The sequence below is a fragment of the Enterobacter sp. BIDMC 26 genome (assembly GCF_000534435.1).
GTDB lineage: Bacteria > Pseudomonadota > Gammaproteobacteria > Enterobacterales > Enterobacteriaceae > Enterobacter > Enterobacter ludwigii.
In genome coordinates this window covers 4,172,111-4,187,851 of the sequence record NZ_KI973182.1, presented here as the reverse complement: position 1 = coordinate 4,187,851, position 15,741 = coordinate 4,172,111, and the positions used below count along the sequence as shown (strand labels likewise).

Annotated in this window: 15 protein-coding genes; 11 read left to right on the top strand and 4 right to left on the bottom strand. The window is 55.6% G+C overall.

Annotated features, from left to right (window positions below; all coding sequences use genetic code 11):
• Nucleotides 1–13 precede the first annotated feature (13 nt).
• The gene (gene xylR, locus L462_RS03785; protein ID WP_020882649.1) at nucleotides 14–1,192 is read left to right on the top strand and encodes a D-xylose utilization transcriptional activator XylR; all 1,179 of its coding nucleotides are present in this window, start codon (nucleotides 14–16) and stop codon (nucleotides 1,190–1,192) included.
• A gap of 48 nt (nucleotides 1,193–1,240) precedes the next feature.
• Here xylR and L462_RS03790 read toward each other — a convergent pair whose 3' ends face one another.
• A complete protein-coding gene (locus tag L462_RS03790; protein ID WP_020882650.1) occupies nucleotides 1,241–2,065 on the bottom strand; it encodes a protein bax in 825 nt (274 codons plus the stop codon).
• Between the two features lie 314 nt (nucleotides 2,066–2,379).
• Here L462_RS03790 and L462_RS03795 point away from each other — a divergent pair, with 314 nt between their 5' ends.
• Nucleotides 2,380–4,410: an alpha-amylase gene (locus L462_RS03795; protein WP_032679349.1), complete on the top strand. Its 2,031-nt coding sequence runs from the start codon at nucleotides 2,380–2,382 to the stop codon at nucleotides 4,408–4,410.
• A 180-nt stretch (nucleotides 4,411–4,590) separates the two neighbouring features.
• A complete protein-coding gene (gene avtA, locus L462_RS03800) occupies nucleotides 4,591–5,847 on the top strand; it encodes a valine--pyruvate transaminase (RefSeq protein ID WP_020882652.1) in 1,257 nt (418 codons plus the stop codon).
• Nucleotides 5,848–5,851: 4 nt separating this feature from the next.
• Here avtA and L462_RS03805 read toward each other — a convergent pair whose 3' ends face one another.
• Together L462_RS03805 and yiaJ are read right to left on the bottom strand one after the other, a co-directional pair.
• A complete protein-coding gene (locus L462_RS03805; protein WP_032679348.1) occupies nucleotides 5,852–6,307 on the bottom strand; it encodes a 4Fe-4S binding protein in 456 nt (151 codons plus the stop codon).
• Nucleotides 6,308–6,310: 3 nt separating this feature from the next.
• A complete protein-coding gene (gene yiaJ / locus L462_RS03810) occupies nucleotides 6,311–7,129 on the bottom strand; it encodes an IclR family transcriptional regulator YiaJ (RefSeq protein ID WP_020882654.1) in 819 nt (272 codons plus the stop codon).
• Between the two features lie 224 nt (nucleotides 7,130–7,353).
• Here yiaJ and yiaK point away from each other — a divergent pair, with 224 nt between their 5' ends.
• From yiaK to araD, 8 genes are read left to right on the top strand one after another with little or no spacing between them, the layout of a single operon-like run.
• Nucleotides 7,354–8,352 (top strand): 3-dehydro-L-gulonate 2-dehydrogenase, encoded by a 999-nt coding sequence (gene yiaK, locus L462_RS03815; protein WP_014168108.1) that lies wholly within the window; start codon nucleotides 7,354–7,356, stop codon nucleotides 8,350–8,352.
• Nucleotides 8,353–8,362: 10 nt separating this feature from the next.
• Nucleotides 8,363–8,830 carry a YhcH/YjgK/YiaL family protein gene (locus L462_RS03820; protein ID WP_025206436.1) on the top strand — a complete coding sequence of 156 codons (468 nt, stop codon included), beginning with the start codon at nucleotides 8,363–8,365 and terminating at the stop codon, nucleotides 8,828–8,830.
• 27 nt (nucleotides 8,831–8,857) lie between these two features.
• Nucleotides 8,858–9,784 (top strand): DUF4862 family protein, encoded by a 927-nt coding sequence (locus tag L462_RS03825; RefSeq protein WP_032679347.1) that lies wholly within the window; start codon nucleotides 8,858–8,860, stop codon nucleotides 9,782–9,784.
• Between the two features lie 43 nt (nucleotides 9,785–9,827).
• Nucleotides 9,828–11,147 carry an MFS transporter gene (locus tag L462_RS03830; protein ID WP_014168105.1) on the top strand — a complete coding sequence of 440 codons (1,320 nt, stop codon included), beginning with the start codon at nucleotides 9,828–9,830 and terminating at the stop codon, nucleotides 11,145–11,147.
• 48 nt (nucleotides 11,148–11,195) lie between these two features.
• Nucleotides 11,196–12,701 (top strand): FGGY-family carbohydrate kinase, encoded by a 1,506-nt coding sequence (locus tag L462_RS03835; protein ID WP_032679346.1) that lies wholly within the window; start codon nucleotides 11,196–11,198, stop codon nucleotides 12,699–12,701.
• Nucleotides 12,698–13,351 carry a 3-keto-L-gulonate-6-phosphate decarboxylase UlaD gene (gene ulaD / locus L462_RS03840; RefSeq protein WP_032679345.1) on the top strand — a complete coding sequence of 218 codons (654 nt, stop codon included), beginning with the start codon at nucleotides 12,698–12,700 and terminating at the stop codon, nucleotides 13,349–13,351. The genes L462_RS03835 and ulaD overlap by 4 nt, the downstream gene beginning before the upstream one ends.
• A 2-nt stretch (nucleotides 13,352–13,353) precedes the next feature.
• On the top strand, nucleotides 13,354–14,214 hold the full coding sequence (locus tag L462_RS03845; RefSeq protein WP_032679344.1) for an L-ribulose-5-phosphate 3-epimerase: 861 nt from the start codon (nucleotides 13,354–13,356) through the stop codon (nucleotides 14,212–14,214).
• The gene (araD, locus tag L462_RS03850; RefSeq protein WP_032679343.1) at nucleotides 14,208–14,903 is read left to right on the top strand and encodes an L-ribulose-5-phosphate 4-epimerase; all 696 of its coding nucleotides are present in this window, start codon (nucleotides 14,208–14,210) and stop codon (nucleotides 14,901–14,903) included. The genes L462_RS03845 and araD overlap by 7 nt, the downstream gene beginning before the upstream one ends.
• On the opposite strand, the gene L462_RS03855 is transcribed toward araD, so the two are convergent.
• Entirely contained in the window at nucleotides 14,904–15,722 is an 819-nt protein-coding gene (locus tag L462_RS03855; protein WP_032679342.1) for a helix-turn-helix domain-containing protein, read from the bottom strand.
• Nucleotides 15,723–15,741 lie beyond the last annotated feature (19 nt).

The window sequence follows — 15,741 nt, the reverse complement described above, 5'->3', positions numbered from 1 at the left end:
TGGGAAGTTAGCCATGTTTGAAAAGCGTCACCGCATCACGTTGTTATTCAATGCCAACAAAGCCTACGACCGTCAGGTGGTGGAGGGCGTTGGTGAATATTTGCAGGCGTCGCAATCCGAGTGGGATATTTTTATCGAAGAAGATTTCCGAACCCGTCTCGAAAACATCAAAGAGTGGCTGGGCGATGGGGTCATCGCTGACTACGACGACCCCGTCATTGAGCAATTGCTGACTGACGTCGACGTTCCGATTGTCGGCGTCGGCGGCTCTTACCATGCGCCCGAGCACTATCCGCCGGTCCACTATATCGCCACCGATAACCATGCGCTGGTTGAGACCGCCTTCCTGCATTTGAAAGAGAAAGGCGTCCATCGCTTCGCGTTTTATGGTTTACCGTCAACCAGCGGCAAGCGCTGGGCAGTTGAGCGCGAACATGCTTTCTGCCAGCTTGTCGCGCAGGAGAAGTACCGCGGCGTGGTTTATCAGGGGCTGGAGACCGCGCCGGAAAACTGGCAGCACGCGCAAAACCGACTGGCGGACTGGCTGCAAACCCTGCCGCCGCAAACCGGCATCATTGCCGTTACGGATGCTCGTGCCCGCCACGTCTTGCAGGTCTGCGAACATTTACACATTCCGGTGCCGGAAAAACTGTGCGTCATTGGCATCGATAACGAGGAGCTGACGCGTTACCTCTCTCGCGTGGCGCTCTCGTCCGTTGCACAGGGTACGCGGCAGATGGGCTATCAGGCGGCGAAGTTACTGCATCGTCTGCTGGATAAAGAAGCGTTGCCGCTTCAGCGCTTACTGGTTCCCCCAGTCCGCGTAGTCGAACGCCGTTCAACGGATTACCGCTCCTTAAGCGACCCGGCAGTTATTCAGGCCATGCACTACATTCGCAACAACGCCTGCAAAGGGATTAAGGTCGATCAGGTGCTGGACTCGGTGGGCATTTCCCGTTCGAATCTGGAGAAGCGGTTTAAAGAGGAAGTGGGCGAAACCATTCATGCCGTCATCCACGCCGAGAAACTGGAGAAAGCACGCAGCCTGCTGATCTCCACCTCATTGTCGATCAACGAAATCTCACAGATGTGCGGTTACCCGTCGCTGCAATATTTTTATTCGGTGTTCCGAAAGGAGTATGAAAGTACGCCAAAAGAGTACCGGGAGCGTCACAGCGAAGTGATGATGTAGAAAAAAGAGAAAAAAAAAACGCCTTCCGATGGAAGGCGTTTTTTTGAATTACATATGTGCGGCGATTAAGCGCTGGTTATCCTGGTACATCGCGAACAGATAGTTGTTATAGCTCTGTCCCTTGGTCGAATAACCTTTCAGCTTGTGGATCATCGTGCTGGCCGTCACTTCCTGATCCGCTTTACGCAGCTGAGCGCGCGATTTACGGAACGATGAGTAGGCCGGATGCGTGTTCAGATTCACCACGTAGGCATTCACGGAATCTTTCACCGATTCAAACTGAGAATAGCCTTTCACCTTACCTGGTGCATTGTTACAACGCCCCTTGATACATTTCATACCAAACAGGTTGTTGTTATTACGCGCCAGTTTCGAGGTACCCCAGCCACTTTCGGCTGCAGCCATGGTCGCAACCATGCTCCCCGGGATAATGTCGACACGCTCTAAGAGAGAGTTCCATGGCACACGGCGCGTGTTACCGTTCCAGCTCACCTTGTAGCGTTTGGTGATATCTTTCAGGCGCGCGCGTTCTGATGGCGACCAACGGCTATCGTACTGTTTGGCAATCAACCAGTTACGATCCGCAGTAATCGCGGCGTTTTGACTTGTGATGTAAGGCATTACCGTCCGGAGAAACGCTTTTTTCCTTGGTGTTCCGGAAGGGTATTTTCGCAAATCAGGAAGTGAACTACTCTTTGCACTATTGCGAGAATACTCTTGTTTACTGCTAACCTTACTACTTGTCGTCTTTATTACGTGGGCTTTCTTACTCGTTGTATCCGTGTGCGTCTTCGCAAGCACCTCACCCGAAAATGCCATGGTGAGTAACATGAGTATCGCGGCCCCATATCGTCGAATGGGAGTCGATATCATTAGGTCTCCTGGTCGGATATAAACATTCCAACACCTTATTTTTTTCACAAATTTGAGAGCGGAATCTCAAATCATAACAAAAATAGACTGCAAGAGCACGTATAGAAATAGTCCAATTCCGAAACTATGTCACCTGAAACCTGCTCACATAAGCATCAATTCTGAAAAATTGTGCGCGAACTCGCAGATAACTTCCTAATTTTGCGCGGGATCACTCATCCTCACGCGTCATCCTTGCAGAAAGCCCCGGGGGATGAGTTTTTACCCAACACCTGATGGCACACTGGTCAAAAATGCCGCGACAGGAAAATGGAATGAAACGCACCGCATTAGTTTTTCTGATGTTACCCGCACTGGCTCATGCTGACTGGTCATCACCGGGTTTCAACGCCTTTAGCGCCGAAGGTACCGGGATATTCACCAGCCAGGCAAAGCTTGCGAAGGGTACTCGCCCTCTTACGCTGAGTTTTGACAACACGTGCTGGCAGCCAACGGATGCAATAAAACTCAATGAGATGCTGTCGCTTAAAAAATGTGACGGCACGCCGCCGCAGTGGCGACTGTTCCGCGACGGCGAGTATCAGATGCGTGTCGATACCCGCTCCGGTACGCCCACACTGATGCTGGCTATTCAAAGCGCAGCGGAACCGTCGGTTGCAAACGTTACCCGCCAGTGTCCGAAGTGGGACGGTAAGCCCCTGACGCTTGAAGTTGGCAACGATTTCCCGGAAGGATCGGTGGTCCGTGATTTTTACAGCAAACAAACTGCAACAGTGCAGAATGGAAAAATCACCTTGCAACCCGCCGCCAACAGCAACGGCCTGCTGCTGCTTGAACGCGCCGAAACCGACAAACCTGCGCCGTTTAGCTGGCAAAACGCCACCGTCTATTTCGTGCTGACTGACCGCTTTGTCAACGGCGATCCCTCTAACGATAACAGCTATGGACGCCACAAAGATGGCATGCAGGAGATCGGCACCTTCCACGGTGGCGATCTCAAGGGGCTTACAACCCGGCTCGATTATTTACAGCAGTTGGGCGTGAATGCGCTCTGGATAAGCTCCCCGCTGGAGCAGATCCACGGCTGGGTTGGCGGTGGCACCAAAGGTGACTTCCCCCACTACGCCTATCATGGCTACTACACCCAGGACTGGACCACGCTTGATGCCAACATGGGCACCGAAGATGATTTACGCCACCTTGTCGATGAAGCGCATAAACGCGGGATCCGCATCCTGTTTGATATCGTCATGAACCACACGGGTTACGCGACGCTCGCAGACATGCAGGCGTTCCAGTTTGGGGCCCTTTATCTGCAGGGTGATGAACTGAAAAAAACGCTGGGCGAGCACTGGACGGACTGGAAGCCGGGAGCAGGCCAAAGCTGGCACAGCTTCAACGATTACATCAACTTCAGCGACAAAGCCGCCTGGGAAAAATGGTGGGGTAAAAAGTGGATCCGCACCGACATTGGTGATTATGACAATCCCGGCTTCGACGATTTAACCCTGTCGCTGGCATTCCTGCCGGACCTGAAAACGGAGTCGACGACCCCTTCCGGTTTACCCAACTTCTACCAACATAAACCCGATACCCACGCGAAGGCCATTTCGGGCTACACCCCGCGTGATTACCTGACCCACTGGCTCAGCCAGTGGGTACGTGACTATGGCATTGACGGTTTCCGTGTGGATACGGCAAAACACGTGGAACTCGAGGCCTGGCAGCAGTTGAAAGATCAGGCAAGCCAGGCGCTGGCAGCCTGGAAAGGCGCGAACCCCGACAAAAAACTCGACAATACCCCGTTCTGGATGACCGGCGAGTCATGGGGCCACGGCGTGATGCAAAGCGATTATTACCGCCACGGGTTTGACGCGATGATCAACTTTGATTATCAGGAGCAGGCAGCAAAAGCGGTCGGTTGTCTGGCGGACATCGACCTGACCTGGCAGCAGATGGCGGAAAAACTGCAAAGCTTCAATGTCCTGAGCTATCTCTCGTCGCATGACACACGCCTTTTCCGTGAAGGCGGCCAGCGTGCCGCAGAGCTGCTCCTGCTCGCACCGGGCAGCGTACAAATTTACTACGGCGATGAATCCGAGCGGCCATTCGGACCGACAGGGTCCGATCCATTACAGGGCACCCGCTCGGATATGAACTGGCAGGACGTGACGGGCAAGCAGGCCTTAACCGTCGCCCACTGGCAGGTTCTGGGCCAGTTCCGCGCCCGGCATCCCGCAATAGGTGAAGGCAAACAAACCACGCTGTCGCTGAAAGAAGGCTACGGCTTCGTTCGCGAGCACAATGGCGATAAGGTCATGGTGGTGTGGGCGGGTAATCAATAACGACGCAAACCGGTTCCCTCTCCCCCTCCGGGAGAGGGATATTTCACCAGAACAATCCACTACCTAAATACCTTCCCGCCACATAAAACAACAATCCTGACCGCATCTCTCGATTTGCACCAGCACGGTGCTAGCGTTATGGTTACCCACTTTCAAAATAAGCTCGACAGATCACCTGCTATGACGTTTTCACTTTTCGGCGACAAATTCACCCGCCATTCAGGCATTACTCGCCTGATGGAGGACCTCAACGACGGGCTGCGCACACCAGGCGCCATCATGCTCGGCGGCGGAAACCCGGCTCAAATCCCGGAGATGAACACCTATTTTCAGACGCTGCTGGCTCAGATGCTGGAAAGCGGGAAAGCAACCGATGCGCTTTGCAACTACGACGGCCCGCAGGGTAAAACCGAACTGCTGACACTGCTTGCTGAAATGCTGCGCAAAGAGCTGGGTTGGGATATCGAACCACAGAATATTGCACTGACAAACGGCAGTCAGAGCGCATTTTTCTACTTGTTTAATCTGTTCGCAGGCCGTCGCGCCGACGGCACCACCAAAAAAGTGCTGTTCCCGCTGGCGCCAGAGTACATCGGCTATGCCGATTCCGGCCTCGAAGAGGATCTGTTCGTCTCGGCGCGCCCGAACATTGAGCTGCTGCCAGAAGGCCAGTTCAAATATCACGTCGACTTTGAACATCTGCATATTGGTGAAGAGACGGGCATGATCTGCGTATCACGTCCAACCAACCCTACGGGCAACGTCATCACCGACGACGAACTGATGAAGCTGGATGCGCTGGCGAATCAGCACGACATCCCGCTGGTGATTGATAACGCTTATGGCGTGCCGTTCCCGGGGATCATCTTCAGCGAAGCACGTCCGCTGTGGAACCCTAACATCGTCCTGTGTATGAGCCTTTCCAAGCTGGGTCTGCCGGGCAGCCGTTGCGGGATCATCATCGCCAATGAAAAAATCATCACCGCCATTACCAACATGAACGGCATTATCAGCCTTTCCCCGGGGGGAATCGGCCCGGCGATGATGTGTGAAATGATCAAACGTAATGACCTGCTGCGCCTGTCGAACGAGGTTATCAAGCCGTTCTATTACCAGCGGGTACAGGAAACGATCGCCATTCTTCGCCGCTACTTACCGGAAGAACGCTGCCTGATCCACAAACCTGAAGGGGCAATTTTCCTGTGGCTGTGGTTTAAGGATCTGCCGATCACCACCGAGCTTCTCTACCAGCGCCTGAAAAAGCGCGGCGTGTTGATGGTGCCGGGTGATTACTTCTTCCCGGGTCTGGATAAGCCGTGGCCGCATACGCATCAGTGCATGCGCATGAACTACGTGCCCGATCCGGAAAAAATCGAAGCGGGCGTGAAAATTCTCGCCGAAGAGATTGAGTACGCCTGGCGCGAAGATAGCCAGTAACGCGTTACGCCAGATTATGCAGCCGTTCGGTGCGTAATCTGGCGGGGTCAACGCAGCGCAGCGCGTGGGTTGGGCACGCCTCCACACAGGCAGGTCCAGCCTCGCGATCTGCGCACAAATCACATTTCACCGCCTGAACGCGGTTCCCCACTCGCTGAACCTGCATTGCCCCAAACGGGCACGCTACCACACAACTTTTACAGCCAATACAGCGCGCCGGCTCCACCCGCCAGGCACCCGCGGTGTGGCGAATCGCCTGTGTCGGACAAACAGCGGCACAAGGGGCATCTTCACACTGATGACAGCCCACAGCCGTAGTGAATGCACCGCCTTTGACCACCCGAATGCGGGGCGTAAACGCGCCTGCAGAAAGCATTCCCTGATGCGACACCACGCAGGCCACTTCGCAGGTACGGCAGCCAATGCATCTTTCCGTATCAGCCAGGATAAATCGGTTCATCTGTCACGCTCCGCGCACGTTAAAACCCAGCTCTTTTGAGATAGCCTCTGCCGTTTCCCGCAGCGGTTTCAGCAGGTTTTTTTCACCAATTTGCTTCATGCGGGACGTCGAGAGCGAAATGGAGATCGCGTACGGCACGCGGCCATGAATATCAAACACCGGTACGGCAAGACAGGAGACGCCCAGCTCGTTCTCTTCTTTATCCATCGCCATGCTATGCTCGCGGATTTCCGCCAGCTCGTCATACATCGCGCTCAGCTCGGTAATCGTGTTGCGGGTGAGCGGCTGGATCTGCTCCTGATGGCTCTGCCAGTAGCTCGCCACATAGTCCTGATGACCAAACGCCATGTAGATTTTGCCCATCGCCGAACAATAGAGCGGCATATGCTGACCGATGTAAGCGCGCGTGCGCAGCATACCGGTTGTGGGCTCCAGCTTATAAATCAGAATGGCGTGATCGTCCTCGCGGCTTGAGAAGTTCACCGTCTCACCGGTGGCGATATTCAGCGTCTCAAGGTGCGGGGCCGCCACGTGAATGATATTCAGCGACGACAGCGCCTTTTGCCCGACGGCGATAAATTTGGTGGTCAGGCGGTAGCTGCCCGCCGCAGGCGCCGGGGTAACGTACCCGCACGACTGTAACCCCTGCAGTAAGCGGTGCACGGTGCTTTTATTCAGCCCTGCCAGTTCCGATAAATGGGCCAACGGACACCCGTTCGGGTAGTTGCTGAGGATCTCAATCAGCATCAGGCCGCGAAACAAGCTCTGGCTACCTGCTGGCCTCTCTTTCTCTTGCGTCATTTCGCTCTCTTTCGTGCTCATCCAATGGCTCCTTTTTATCGCGTCCTGATGGTAGCGCAAAGTGTGGTTCAGTTCACGATCTCAACAGAAAAAACACAACCAGTTGATTTTAATCGATTTTGAAAATCATGAATGTCGTTGATCTGGCAAAATTTGATCGCTATATTTGAAATCAGATTTCGCATAGTGAAATTTAGCGATAAAAAAGCACTCGCACTTGCCCCGACAAAAACAGGAGAACAGGGATGAAAGTGACCTTTGAAGAGTTAAAAGCGGCGTTCAGGCGGGTCCTGGTCGATCGCGGCGTAAAAGCGGACACCGCCGACGCCTGCGCGGAGATGTTTGCCCGCACCACGGAATCGGGCGTCTATTCACACGGGGTTAACCGCTTCCCTCGTTTCATTCAGCAGCTTGATGCCGGCGACATCATTCCTGATGCCCAGCCAACACGGGTGACCTCGCTAGGTGCCATCGAACAGTGGGATGCCCGACGTTCGATTGGCAACCTGACGGCGAAAAAGATGATGGATCGCGCCACCGAACTGGCCGCCGACCACGGTATCGGCCTGGTGGCACTGCGAAACGCCAACCACTGGATGCGCGGCGGCAGCTACGGCTGGCAGGCCGCAGAGAAGGGGTACATCGGGATCTGCTGGACTAACTCCATTGCCGTCATGCCAGCCTGGGGCTCGAAAGCGTGCTGCATCGGCACTAACCCTCTGATCGTGGCGATTCCGTCTACGCCGATCACAATGGTCGATATGTCGATGTCAATGTTCTCCTACGGCATGCTGGAAGTGAATCGCCTGGCCGGACGCACGTTGCCGGTGGATGGGGGCTTTGATGATGAAGGGCACCTCACCAGAGAACCTGGTGTGATCGAGAAAAACCGCCGCATTCTGCCGATGGGCTACTGGAAAGGATCGGGCTTATCCATCGTCCTCGACATGATCGCAACCCTGCTCTCCAACGGATCCTCCGTTGCGGAAGTGACCCAGGACAACAGCGACGAATATGGCGTGTCACAAATCTTTATCGCCATCGAGGTCGATCGTTTGATCGACGGACCCACCCGCGATGCCAAACTGCAGCGCATCATGGACTTTATCATCAACGCCGAGCGGGCTGATGACAACGTCGCGGTTCGACTGCCGGGTCATGAATTCACACGTCTGCTCGAAGAGAACCGCCGCAACGGCATCACCATTGACGACAGCGTGTGGGCGAAAATCCAGTCTCTGTAAGGAGTGGGCCATGATTTTAGGACATATATCGCAGCCAAATCCGTGTCGCCTGCCGCGGGCGATAGAGAAAGCGCTCGATTTTCTGCGCACCACGGATTTCACGGCGCTGGCACCTGGCGTGGTGGACATTGACGGACGTAACATCTTTGCTCAGGTGCTCGACCTCACCACCCGGACGTGGGATGAGAACCGTCCCGAAGTGCACCGTCGCTATCTGGACATTCAGTTTCTGGCATGGGGTGAAGAGAAAATCGGTGTCGCCATTGATACCGGCAATAACGAAATAAGCGAATCACTGCTGGAACAGCGGGATATTATTTTTTATCACGGCAGCGAAAATGAATCCTTTATAGAAATGACGCCCGGCACGTACGCCATATTTTTTCCGCAGGATGTTCACCGTCCTGCCTGCATTAAAAATAAGGCATCGGCAATTCGTAAAATTGTGGTGAAAGTAGCAATCAGTGAAATAGATTAATTTTCTGAACTCTATTGGGAATGCGAAATGACTAACACCGGTTTTATAATTGGTGCGTACCCCTGCGCACCCTCGTTTCATCAGCAAGGGGAACAAGAAGAGCAGGACTTCTGGCGAGAGCTTTCCGACACGCCAGACATTCGCGGGCTGGAGCAACCGTGTCTTGAGGATCTCCATCCGTTGGGTGACGAATGGCTGTTCCGCCATACGCCGGGGGACTGGCAAATGGTGGTTACCGCGGTGATGGAAACCATGCGCCGCCGCAGCACAAATGGCGCGTTTGGCCTGGCCTCTGCCGATGAAGAACAGCGCAAAGCCTGCGTTGACTATTACCGCCATCTGCTGCGAAAGATTGATGCCATCAATACTCGCTTTCCAGGCAAAATTATCGCCCTGGAGATGCAGGCCGCGCCGCAGGCGGGAAACCCGTCTGTTGAACAAGCTACCGCTGCGTTTTCCCGTTCTGTACGCGAAATCACCTCATGGGACTGGTCATGCGACCTGATGCTTGAACACTGCGATGCCATGACCGGCCCCGCGCCACGCAAGGGGTTTTTGCCCTTAGCGCAGGTGCTTGAGGTGGTGAAAGAAACGGATATCAGCGTATGCATTAACTGGGCGCGGTCGGCTATCGAAGGACGCAATACCACGCTGCCGCCTGAACATGTTAAAGCCGCACTTGAGGCCGGGAAGCTGGGCGCACTGATGTTCTCCGGGACCTCCGTCCGCGGAGCGTACGGCGAATGGCAGGATCTGCACGCGCCATTTTCCCCGTTCTGCGCCGACAGTTTAATGACCACCGACCAGGTAAAAGCACTTTTTACTGCGGCGAGTGCCGCAACATTGAAATTCTCCGGTATTAAATTACTGGAAATAAATGCTAATGCTAACGTCAGCCATCGCATCGCTATTTTGCGTGACGGCATTAGTGAAATGAAAAAAGCAACGCAATAACAATAAAAATCTTATTCCGGTTACATTCACTGAGATATTAAATATGAATATTTCTACTCATGCTCTACAAGCGGATATACCGCGCCAGCGCTGGTTAAGAATCATTCCGCCTATTCTTATCGCCTGTATTATTTCATATATGGACCGCGTGAATATCGCATTTGCGATGCCAGGCGGTATGGATGAAGAGTTAGGTATCTCTGCCACCATGGCAGGCCTGGCGGGTGGGATCTTCTTTATCGGTTATCTGTTCCTGCAGGTGCCCGGCGGCAAGATTGCCGTGCATGGCAGCGGTAAGAAGTTTATTGGCTGGTCGCTGGTTGCCTGGGCGGTGATTTCGGTCCTGACCGGCGTTGTGACCAACCAGTATCAACTGCTGGCACTGCGCTTCTTACTCGGTGTGGCAGAAGGCGGGATGCTGCCTGTGGTGCTCACGATGATCAGTAACTGGTTCCCGGACGCCGAACGCGGCCGCGCCAATGCGATTGTCATCATGTTTGTTCCCATTGCGGGGATCATCACCGCACCCCTGTCGGGCTGGATTATCACCGCACTCGACTGGCGCTGGCTGTTCATCATTGAAGGGCTGATGTCCATTGTGGTGCTGGTGCTCTGGGTGTTCACCGTCTACGACCGCCCGCAGGAAGCTCGCTGGATCTCCGAGGCCGAGAAAAATTATCTGATACAAACGCTGGCCGCAGAACAGCAGGCTATTGCCGGAAAAGCGGTGAAAAATGCCTCGCTGAGTGCGGTTCTGTCCGACAAAACCATGTGGCAGCTGATTGCCCTGAACTTCTTCTACCAGACCGGGATTTACGGTTACACCCTCTGGCTGCCGACCATTCTCAAAGAGCTGACGCATACCAGCATCGGCCAGGTGGGAATGCTCGCCATCCTGCCTTATGTCGGTGCCATTGCGGGCATGTTCCTGTTCTCCTCACTGTCTGACCGTACCGGCAAGCGCAAGCTGTTCGTCTCCCTGCCGCTGATTGGCTTCGCGCTCTGCATGTTCCTCTCCGTGGCGTTGAAAGAGAACATCTGGCTGGCCTATGCCGCGCTGGTGGGCTGTGGCTTCTTCCTGCAGTCCGCTGCGGGTGTGTTCTGGACGATTCCGGCGCGCCTGTTCAGCGCAGAGATGGCCGGTGGCGCTCGCGGCGTGATTAACGCCCTGGGTAACCTCGGTGGGTTCTGCGGCCCTTACGCGGTGGGCGTGCTGATTACCCTCTACAGCAAAGATGCCGGGGTGTACTGCCTCGCGGTTTCACTGGCGCTGGCCTCGCTGCTCGCCCTGATGCTACCGGCGAAATGCGATGCCGGAGCGGAACCCAACCCCGGCGTGAACCCGCATAAGCACGCAGCCTGATCCCCCCGCCCTCTCCTGAAGAGAGGGCGTAAGACAAGAGAGTCAACGATGAGTGAAAAAGAGCCCTTCTGGCTGGGTATCGATTGTGGCGGAACGTATCTGAAAGCCGGTCTCTACACCAACCAGGGCCAGGAAGTCTGTATTGAGCGCCGCTCGGTTGCCACACTCAGCCCACACGCAGGCCACGCTGAGCGGGATATGCACCAACTCTGGCAGCAGTGCCACGCCACCGTCGCCCTGCTGCTTAAAAAGGCCGGCATCGGCGGCGCACAAATCAAAGGCGTCGGGATATCAGCTCAGGGTAAAGGACTGTTTTTACTGGACAAGTATGACCAGCCGCTCGGCAACGCCATGCTCTCCTCTGACCGCCGGGCGCTGGAGATTGTACAGCGCTGGCAGCAGGACGGTATTCCTGAAAAGCTTTATCCGCATACGCGCCAGACGTTATGGACGGGGCATCCCGCCTCCCTCCTGCGCTGGGTGAAAGAGAATGAACCGCACCGTTATCAGCAGATTAGCTGTGTGATGATGGCGCACGACTACCTGCGCTGGTGCCTCACCGGCGTTAAAGGGTGTGAAGAGAGCAACATCTCTGAATCCAATCTCTACAACATGAACACCGGGCAGTACGACCCGCAGCTCACACGCTGGCTCGGCATCGATGAAATTGACGGCGCACTGCCGCCGATCGTCGGTTCAGCAGAAATTTGCGGGGAAATCACCGCTCAGGCCGCCGCCCTGACCGGTCTCGCAGCGGGTACACCCGTTGTGGGGGGGCTGTTTGATGTGGTTTCCACCGCGATCTGCGCCGGGTTACATGACGACAGCACGCTCAACGCCGTGATGGGCACCTGGGCTGTCACCAGCGGGATCGCCAACGGTATAGGCCATAACGAGCCGTATCCCTATGTGTATGGGCGCTACGTTCATCCGCAGCACTACATCGTTCACGAAGCCAGCCCCACCTCGTCCGGTAACCTCGAATGGCTGACCACACAGTGGGGCGACATGTCATTCGATGCGATCAACCAGGCCGTGGCCAGCCTGCCGAAAGCCGGAAGCGATCTGCTCTTCCTGCCGTTCCTCTATGGCAGCAACGCCGGGCTGGAGATGACCTGCGGGTTTTACGGCATGCAGGCCCTGCATACCCGCGCGCATCTGTTGCAGGCGGTCTATGAAGGTGTGGTCTTCAGCCACATGACCCATCTTAACCGCATGCTAGCGCGCTTCACGCACGTGCAGGCATTGCGCGTAACCGGCGGCCCTGCCCATTCAGATGTGTGGATGCAAATGCTCGCGGACGTCAGCGGTCTGGCAATAGAACTGCCGCAGGTCGAAGAGACCGGCTGTTCCGGCGCGGCGCTGGCCGCGCTGGTGGGTACCGGCGTTTATCCCGATTTCCGCACCGCGCAGCAGGCTGTCAGACATCACATTCGCGTCATCACACCCGACAAGCATGCCCATGCGGCCTACCAGCGCAAGTATCAGCGCTACCAGCTACTGATTTCAGCACTACAGGGCTATCACGCCCATGTTAAGGAGCACGACCTATGAGCCGACCATTACTGCAGCTGGCGCTCGACCATACCTCACTTCAGGCCGCACAGCGCGACGTCGAGCGGCTTGCGGATCACGTCGATATTATCGAAGCAGGCACCATTTTGTGTCTCACCGAAGGGCTTAATGCCGTGCGCGCACTGCGCCAGCAGTGTCCGAAAAAAACGATCGTGGCTGACTGGAAAGTGGCCGATGCCGGAGAAACGCTGGCTGAACAGGCGTTTGGCGCAGGCGCGAACTGGATGACCATCATCTGCGCCGCGCCGCTGGCAACCGTCGAGAAGGGTCACGAGGTGGCTCTGCGCTGCGGCGGGGAAATTCAGATGGAGCTGTTTGGTTACTGGACGCTGGATGATGCGCGAGAATGGCACCGTATCGGGGTCACACAGGCCATTTATCACCGTGGGCGCGACGCACAGGCCAGCGGCCAGCAGTGGGGCGAGGCGGATCTCGCCAGCATGAAAGCCCTCTCGGATATCGGCCTGCAGCTCTCGATCACCGGCGGCATTACCCCCGCCGACCTGCCGCTGTTTAAGCAAATCAATGTGAAAGCGTTTATTGCCGGACGGGCACTGACTGGCGCTGCCAACCCACCGCAGGTGGCCCATGCATTCCATTCACACATCCGCGACATCTGGGGGGAGTAACCATGCGTCAGCATCCGTTAGGTATCTACGAAAAAGCGCTGCCGAAAGCGCTCACCTGGCCAGAGCGCCTGGTGCTGGCAAAAAGCTGCGGATTTGATTTTGTCGAGATGTCGATCGATGAAACCGATGAGCGTCTGTCCCGCCTTGAGTGGAACACCGCGCAGCGCGCCTCTCTGGTTGAGGCGATGCTGGAAACCGGGGTCGCGATCCCGTCGATGTGTCTGTCTGCCCACCGCCGTTTCCCGTTTGGTAGCCGGGACGAGACCGTCCGCGAGCGCGCACGCGCCATCATGACCAAAGCCATCCGTCTGGCGCGCGATCTCGGTATTCGCACCATCCAGCTTGCCGGGTATGACGTCTATTACGAAGAACATGACGAAGGTACCCGGCAACGCTTTGCCGAAGGGCTGGCATGGGCCGTGGAGCAGGCCGCCGCCGCGCAGGTCATGCTGGCAGTGGAGATCATGGATACCGCGTTTATGAACTCCATCAGCAAATGGAAAAAGTGGGACGAAATGCTCGCTTCGCCATGGTTCAGCGTTTATCCGGACGTCGGCAACCTGAGCGCGTGGGGTAACGATGTGGCCGCCGAGCTGATGCTGGGCATCGATCGCATCGCCGCCATCCACCTGAAAGATACCCAGCCCGTGACTGAACAAAGCCCCGGACAGTTTCGTGACGTACCGTTCGGTGAAGGGTGCGTCGATTTCGTGGGCATATTTAACACGCTGAATCAGCTCAATTATCGCGGCGCATTTCTGATTGAAATGTGGACTGAAAAAGCCAAAGAGCCGGTACTGGAAATCATCCAGGCACGCCGCTGGATTGAAGCCCGGATGCAGGAAGGAGGGATGACATGTTAGAACAACTCAAAGCCGAGGTCCTGGCGGCAAACCTGGCGCTGCCCGCCCACCAGCTGGTGACTTTCACCTGGGGCAACGTCAGTGCGGTGGATCGTGAACGCGGCCTGATGGTGATTAAACCCTCCGGCGTGGAGTATGACGTGATGTCCGCAGAGGATATGGTGGTGGTGGACATTGCCACGGGCCAGGTGGTCGAGGGGGTTAAAAAACCCTCTTCCGACACGCCAACCCACCTGGCGCTGTATCGCCGTTACCCTGAAATTGGCGGCATTGTGCATACCCATTCCCGCCACGCCACTGTCTGGGCGCAGGCAGGGCAGGATTTACCGGCATGGGGTACCACGCACGCTGACTATTTTTATGGTGCTATCCCCTGCACGCGGTTGATGACCCCGGCTGAAATTGCGGGTGAATACGAATACCAGACCGGTGAAGTGATCATCAAAACCTTTGAGGAGCGCGACGTAAACCCGATGCAAATCCCGGCGGTGCTGGTGCATTCTCACGGCCCGTTCACCTGGGGAAAAAATGCGGCCGATGCGGTACATAACGCTGTGGTGCTGGAAGAGTGCGCCTTTATGGGGCTGTTTTCACACCAGCTTGCGCCACAGCTACCGACGATGCAGCAGGAATTGCTCGATAAACATTATCTGCGCAAGCATGGAGCAAAAGCCTACTACGGGCAGTGATCACCCGGAATTAATATGCTCCTTACAGTACCGCCGTTTCCAGACGGCGGGCGTTAAGCCGGTATGCTTTGAAAATATCTGCCGGAAATACCCGACATCATTAAAACCGCAGCGGGTTGCCACTTCGGTCAGGGACGCAGAGTCGTTCAGCAACAGCTTTTCTGCCGCCCTGACGCGCTGGCGATGGATCGCTTCCGTCAGGGTTAAGTGAAAGGTCCGGCGAAATACGCGTCCCAGATAATCGGCATTGCAGTGCAAGGCTTTTGCCAGTTGCGATGTGGAAAGCGGCAGATGAAACTGCGTGCGAATAAGCTGTTTTGCCTTCCATGCCATGGCCGCGCCGGCTTCATCGGCTCTGTCTTCATAACCTGAGGAGATCGACACTTGCTGTAAAATCAGCAGCAAAATCATTTCCAGCGCCACGCTTCGCTGTAATTTTTCCTGCTCACTCAGGAATTGCCGGAATAGCGCAATCACATATTGAGCATCGCGCACGCAGCAATGTTGTTCAATGGCCACCGGAAAAGCATGTGGCAAAGGCGACGATTGCCCTTCGACCTCAAAATGCAGCCAGTAGAACCGCAGGTCCGCCGGGAAATCATCTGTCCCCACGTGTCGACGCGCCGGCCAGAGCAGTAAGCTCTCTCCCGCTTTCACCTCAAAGAGCGTGTTTTCTTCCTGGATCGTTAATGTCCCTTTTTCAACGAAGATAATCTCCCACGAAGTTAATTTGCGCGCCGGATGCCGGCCCACGCCCCGGGAAATAAAGAGCCCACCATTTTGCACTTTAATCGGAAGCGCTATGGATAATTCAAGCATGGATATTCACCATTCCGCT

What these genes read in the sequence shown, in the direction of transcription:
- xylR (WP_020882649.1), top strand. Translation starts at nt 14, where the DNA reads ATGTTTGAAAAGCGTCACCGCATCACGTTGTTATTCAATGCCAACAAA.
- L462_RS03790 (WP_020882650.1), bottom strand. Translation starts at nt 2,065, where the DNA reads ATGATATCGACTCCCATTCGACGATATGGGGCCGCGATACTCATGTTA.
- L462_RS03795 (WP_032679349.1), top strand. Translation starts at nt 2,380, where the DNA reads ATGAAACGCACCGCATTAGTTTTTCTGATGTTACCCGCACTGGCTCAT.
- avtA (WP_020882652.1), top strand. Translation starts at nt 4,591, where the DNA reads ATGACGTTTTCACTTTTCGGCGACAAATTCACCCGCCATTCAGGCATT.
- L462_RS03805 (WP_032679348.1), bottom strand. Translation starts at nt 6,307, where the DNA reads ATGAACCGATTTATCCTGGCTGATACGGAAAGATGCATTGGCTGCCGT.
- yiaJ (WP_020882654.1), bottom strand. Translation starts at nt 7,129, where the DNA reads ATGAGCACGAAAGAGAGCGAAATGACGCAAGAGAAAGAGAGGCCAGCA.
- yiaK (WP_014168108.1), top strand. Translation starts at nt 7,354, where the DNA reads ATGAAAGTGACCTTTGAAGAGTTAAAAGCGGCGTTCAGGCGGGTCCTG.
- L462_RS03820 (WP_025206436.1), top strand. Translation starts at nt 8,363, where the DNA reads ATGATTTTAGGACATATATCGCAGCCAAATCCGTGTCGCCTGCCGCGG.
- L462_RS03825 (WP_032679347.1), top strand. Translation starts at nt 8,858, where the DNA reads ATGACTAACACCGGTTTTATAATTGGTGCGTACCCCTGCGCACCCTCG.
- L462_RS03830 (WP_014168105.1), top strand. Translation starts at nt 9,828, where the DNA reads ATGAATATTTCTACTCATGCTCTACAAGCGGATATACCGCGCCAGCGC.
- L462_RS03835 (WP_032679346.1), top strand. Translation starts at nt 11,196, where the DNA reads ATGAGTGAAAAAGAGCCCTTCTGGCTGGGTATCGATTGTGGCGGAACG.
- ulaD (WP_032679345.1), top strand. Translation starts at nt 12,698, where the DNA reads ATGAGCCGACCATTACTGCAGCTGGCGCTCGACCATACCTCACTTCAG.
- L462_RS03845 (WP_032679344.1), top strand. Translation starts at nt 13,354, where the DNA reads ATGCGTCAGCATCCGTTAGGTATCTACGAAAAAGCGCTGCCGAAAGCG.
- araD (WP_032679343.1), top strand. Translation starts at nt 14,208, where the DNA reads ATGTTAGAACAACTCAAAGCCGAGGTCCTGGCGGCAAACCTGGCGCTG.
- L462_RS03855 (WP_032679342.1), bottom strand. Translation starts at nt 15,722, where the DNA reads ATGCTTGAATTATCCATAGCGCTTCCGATTAAAGTGCAAAATGGTGGG.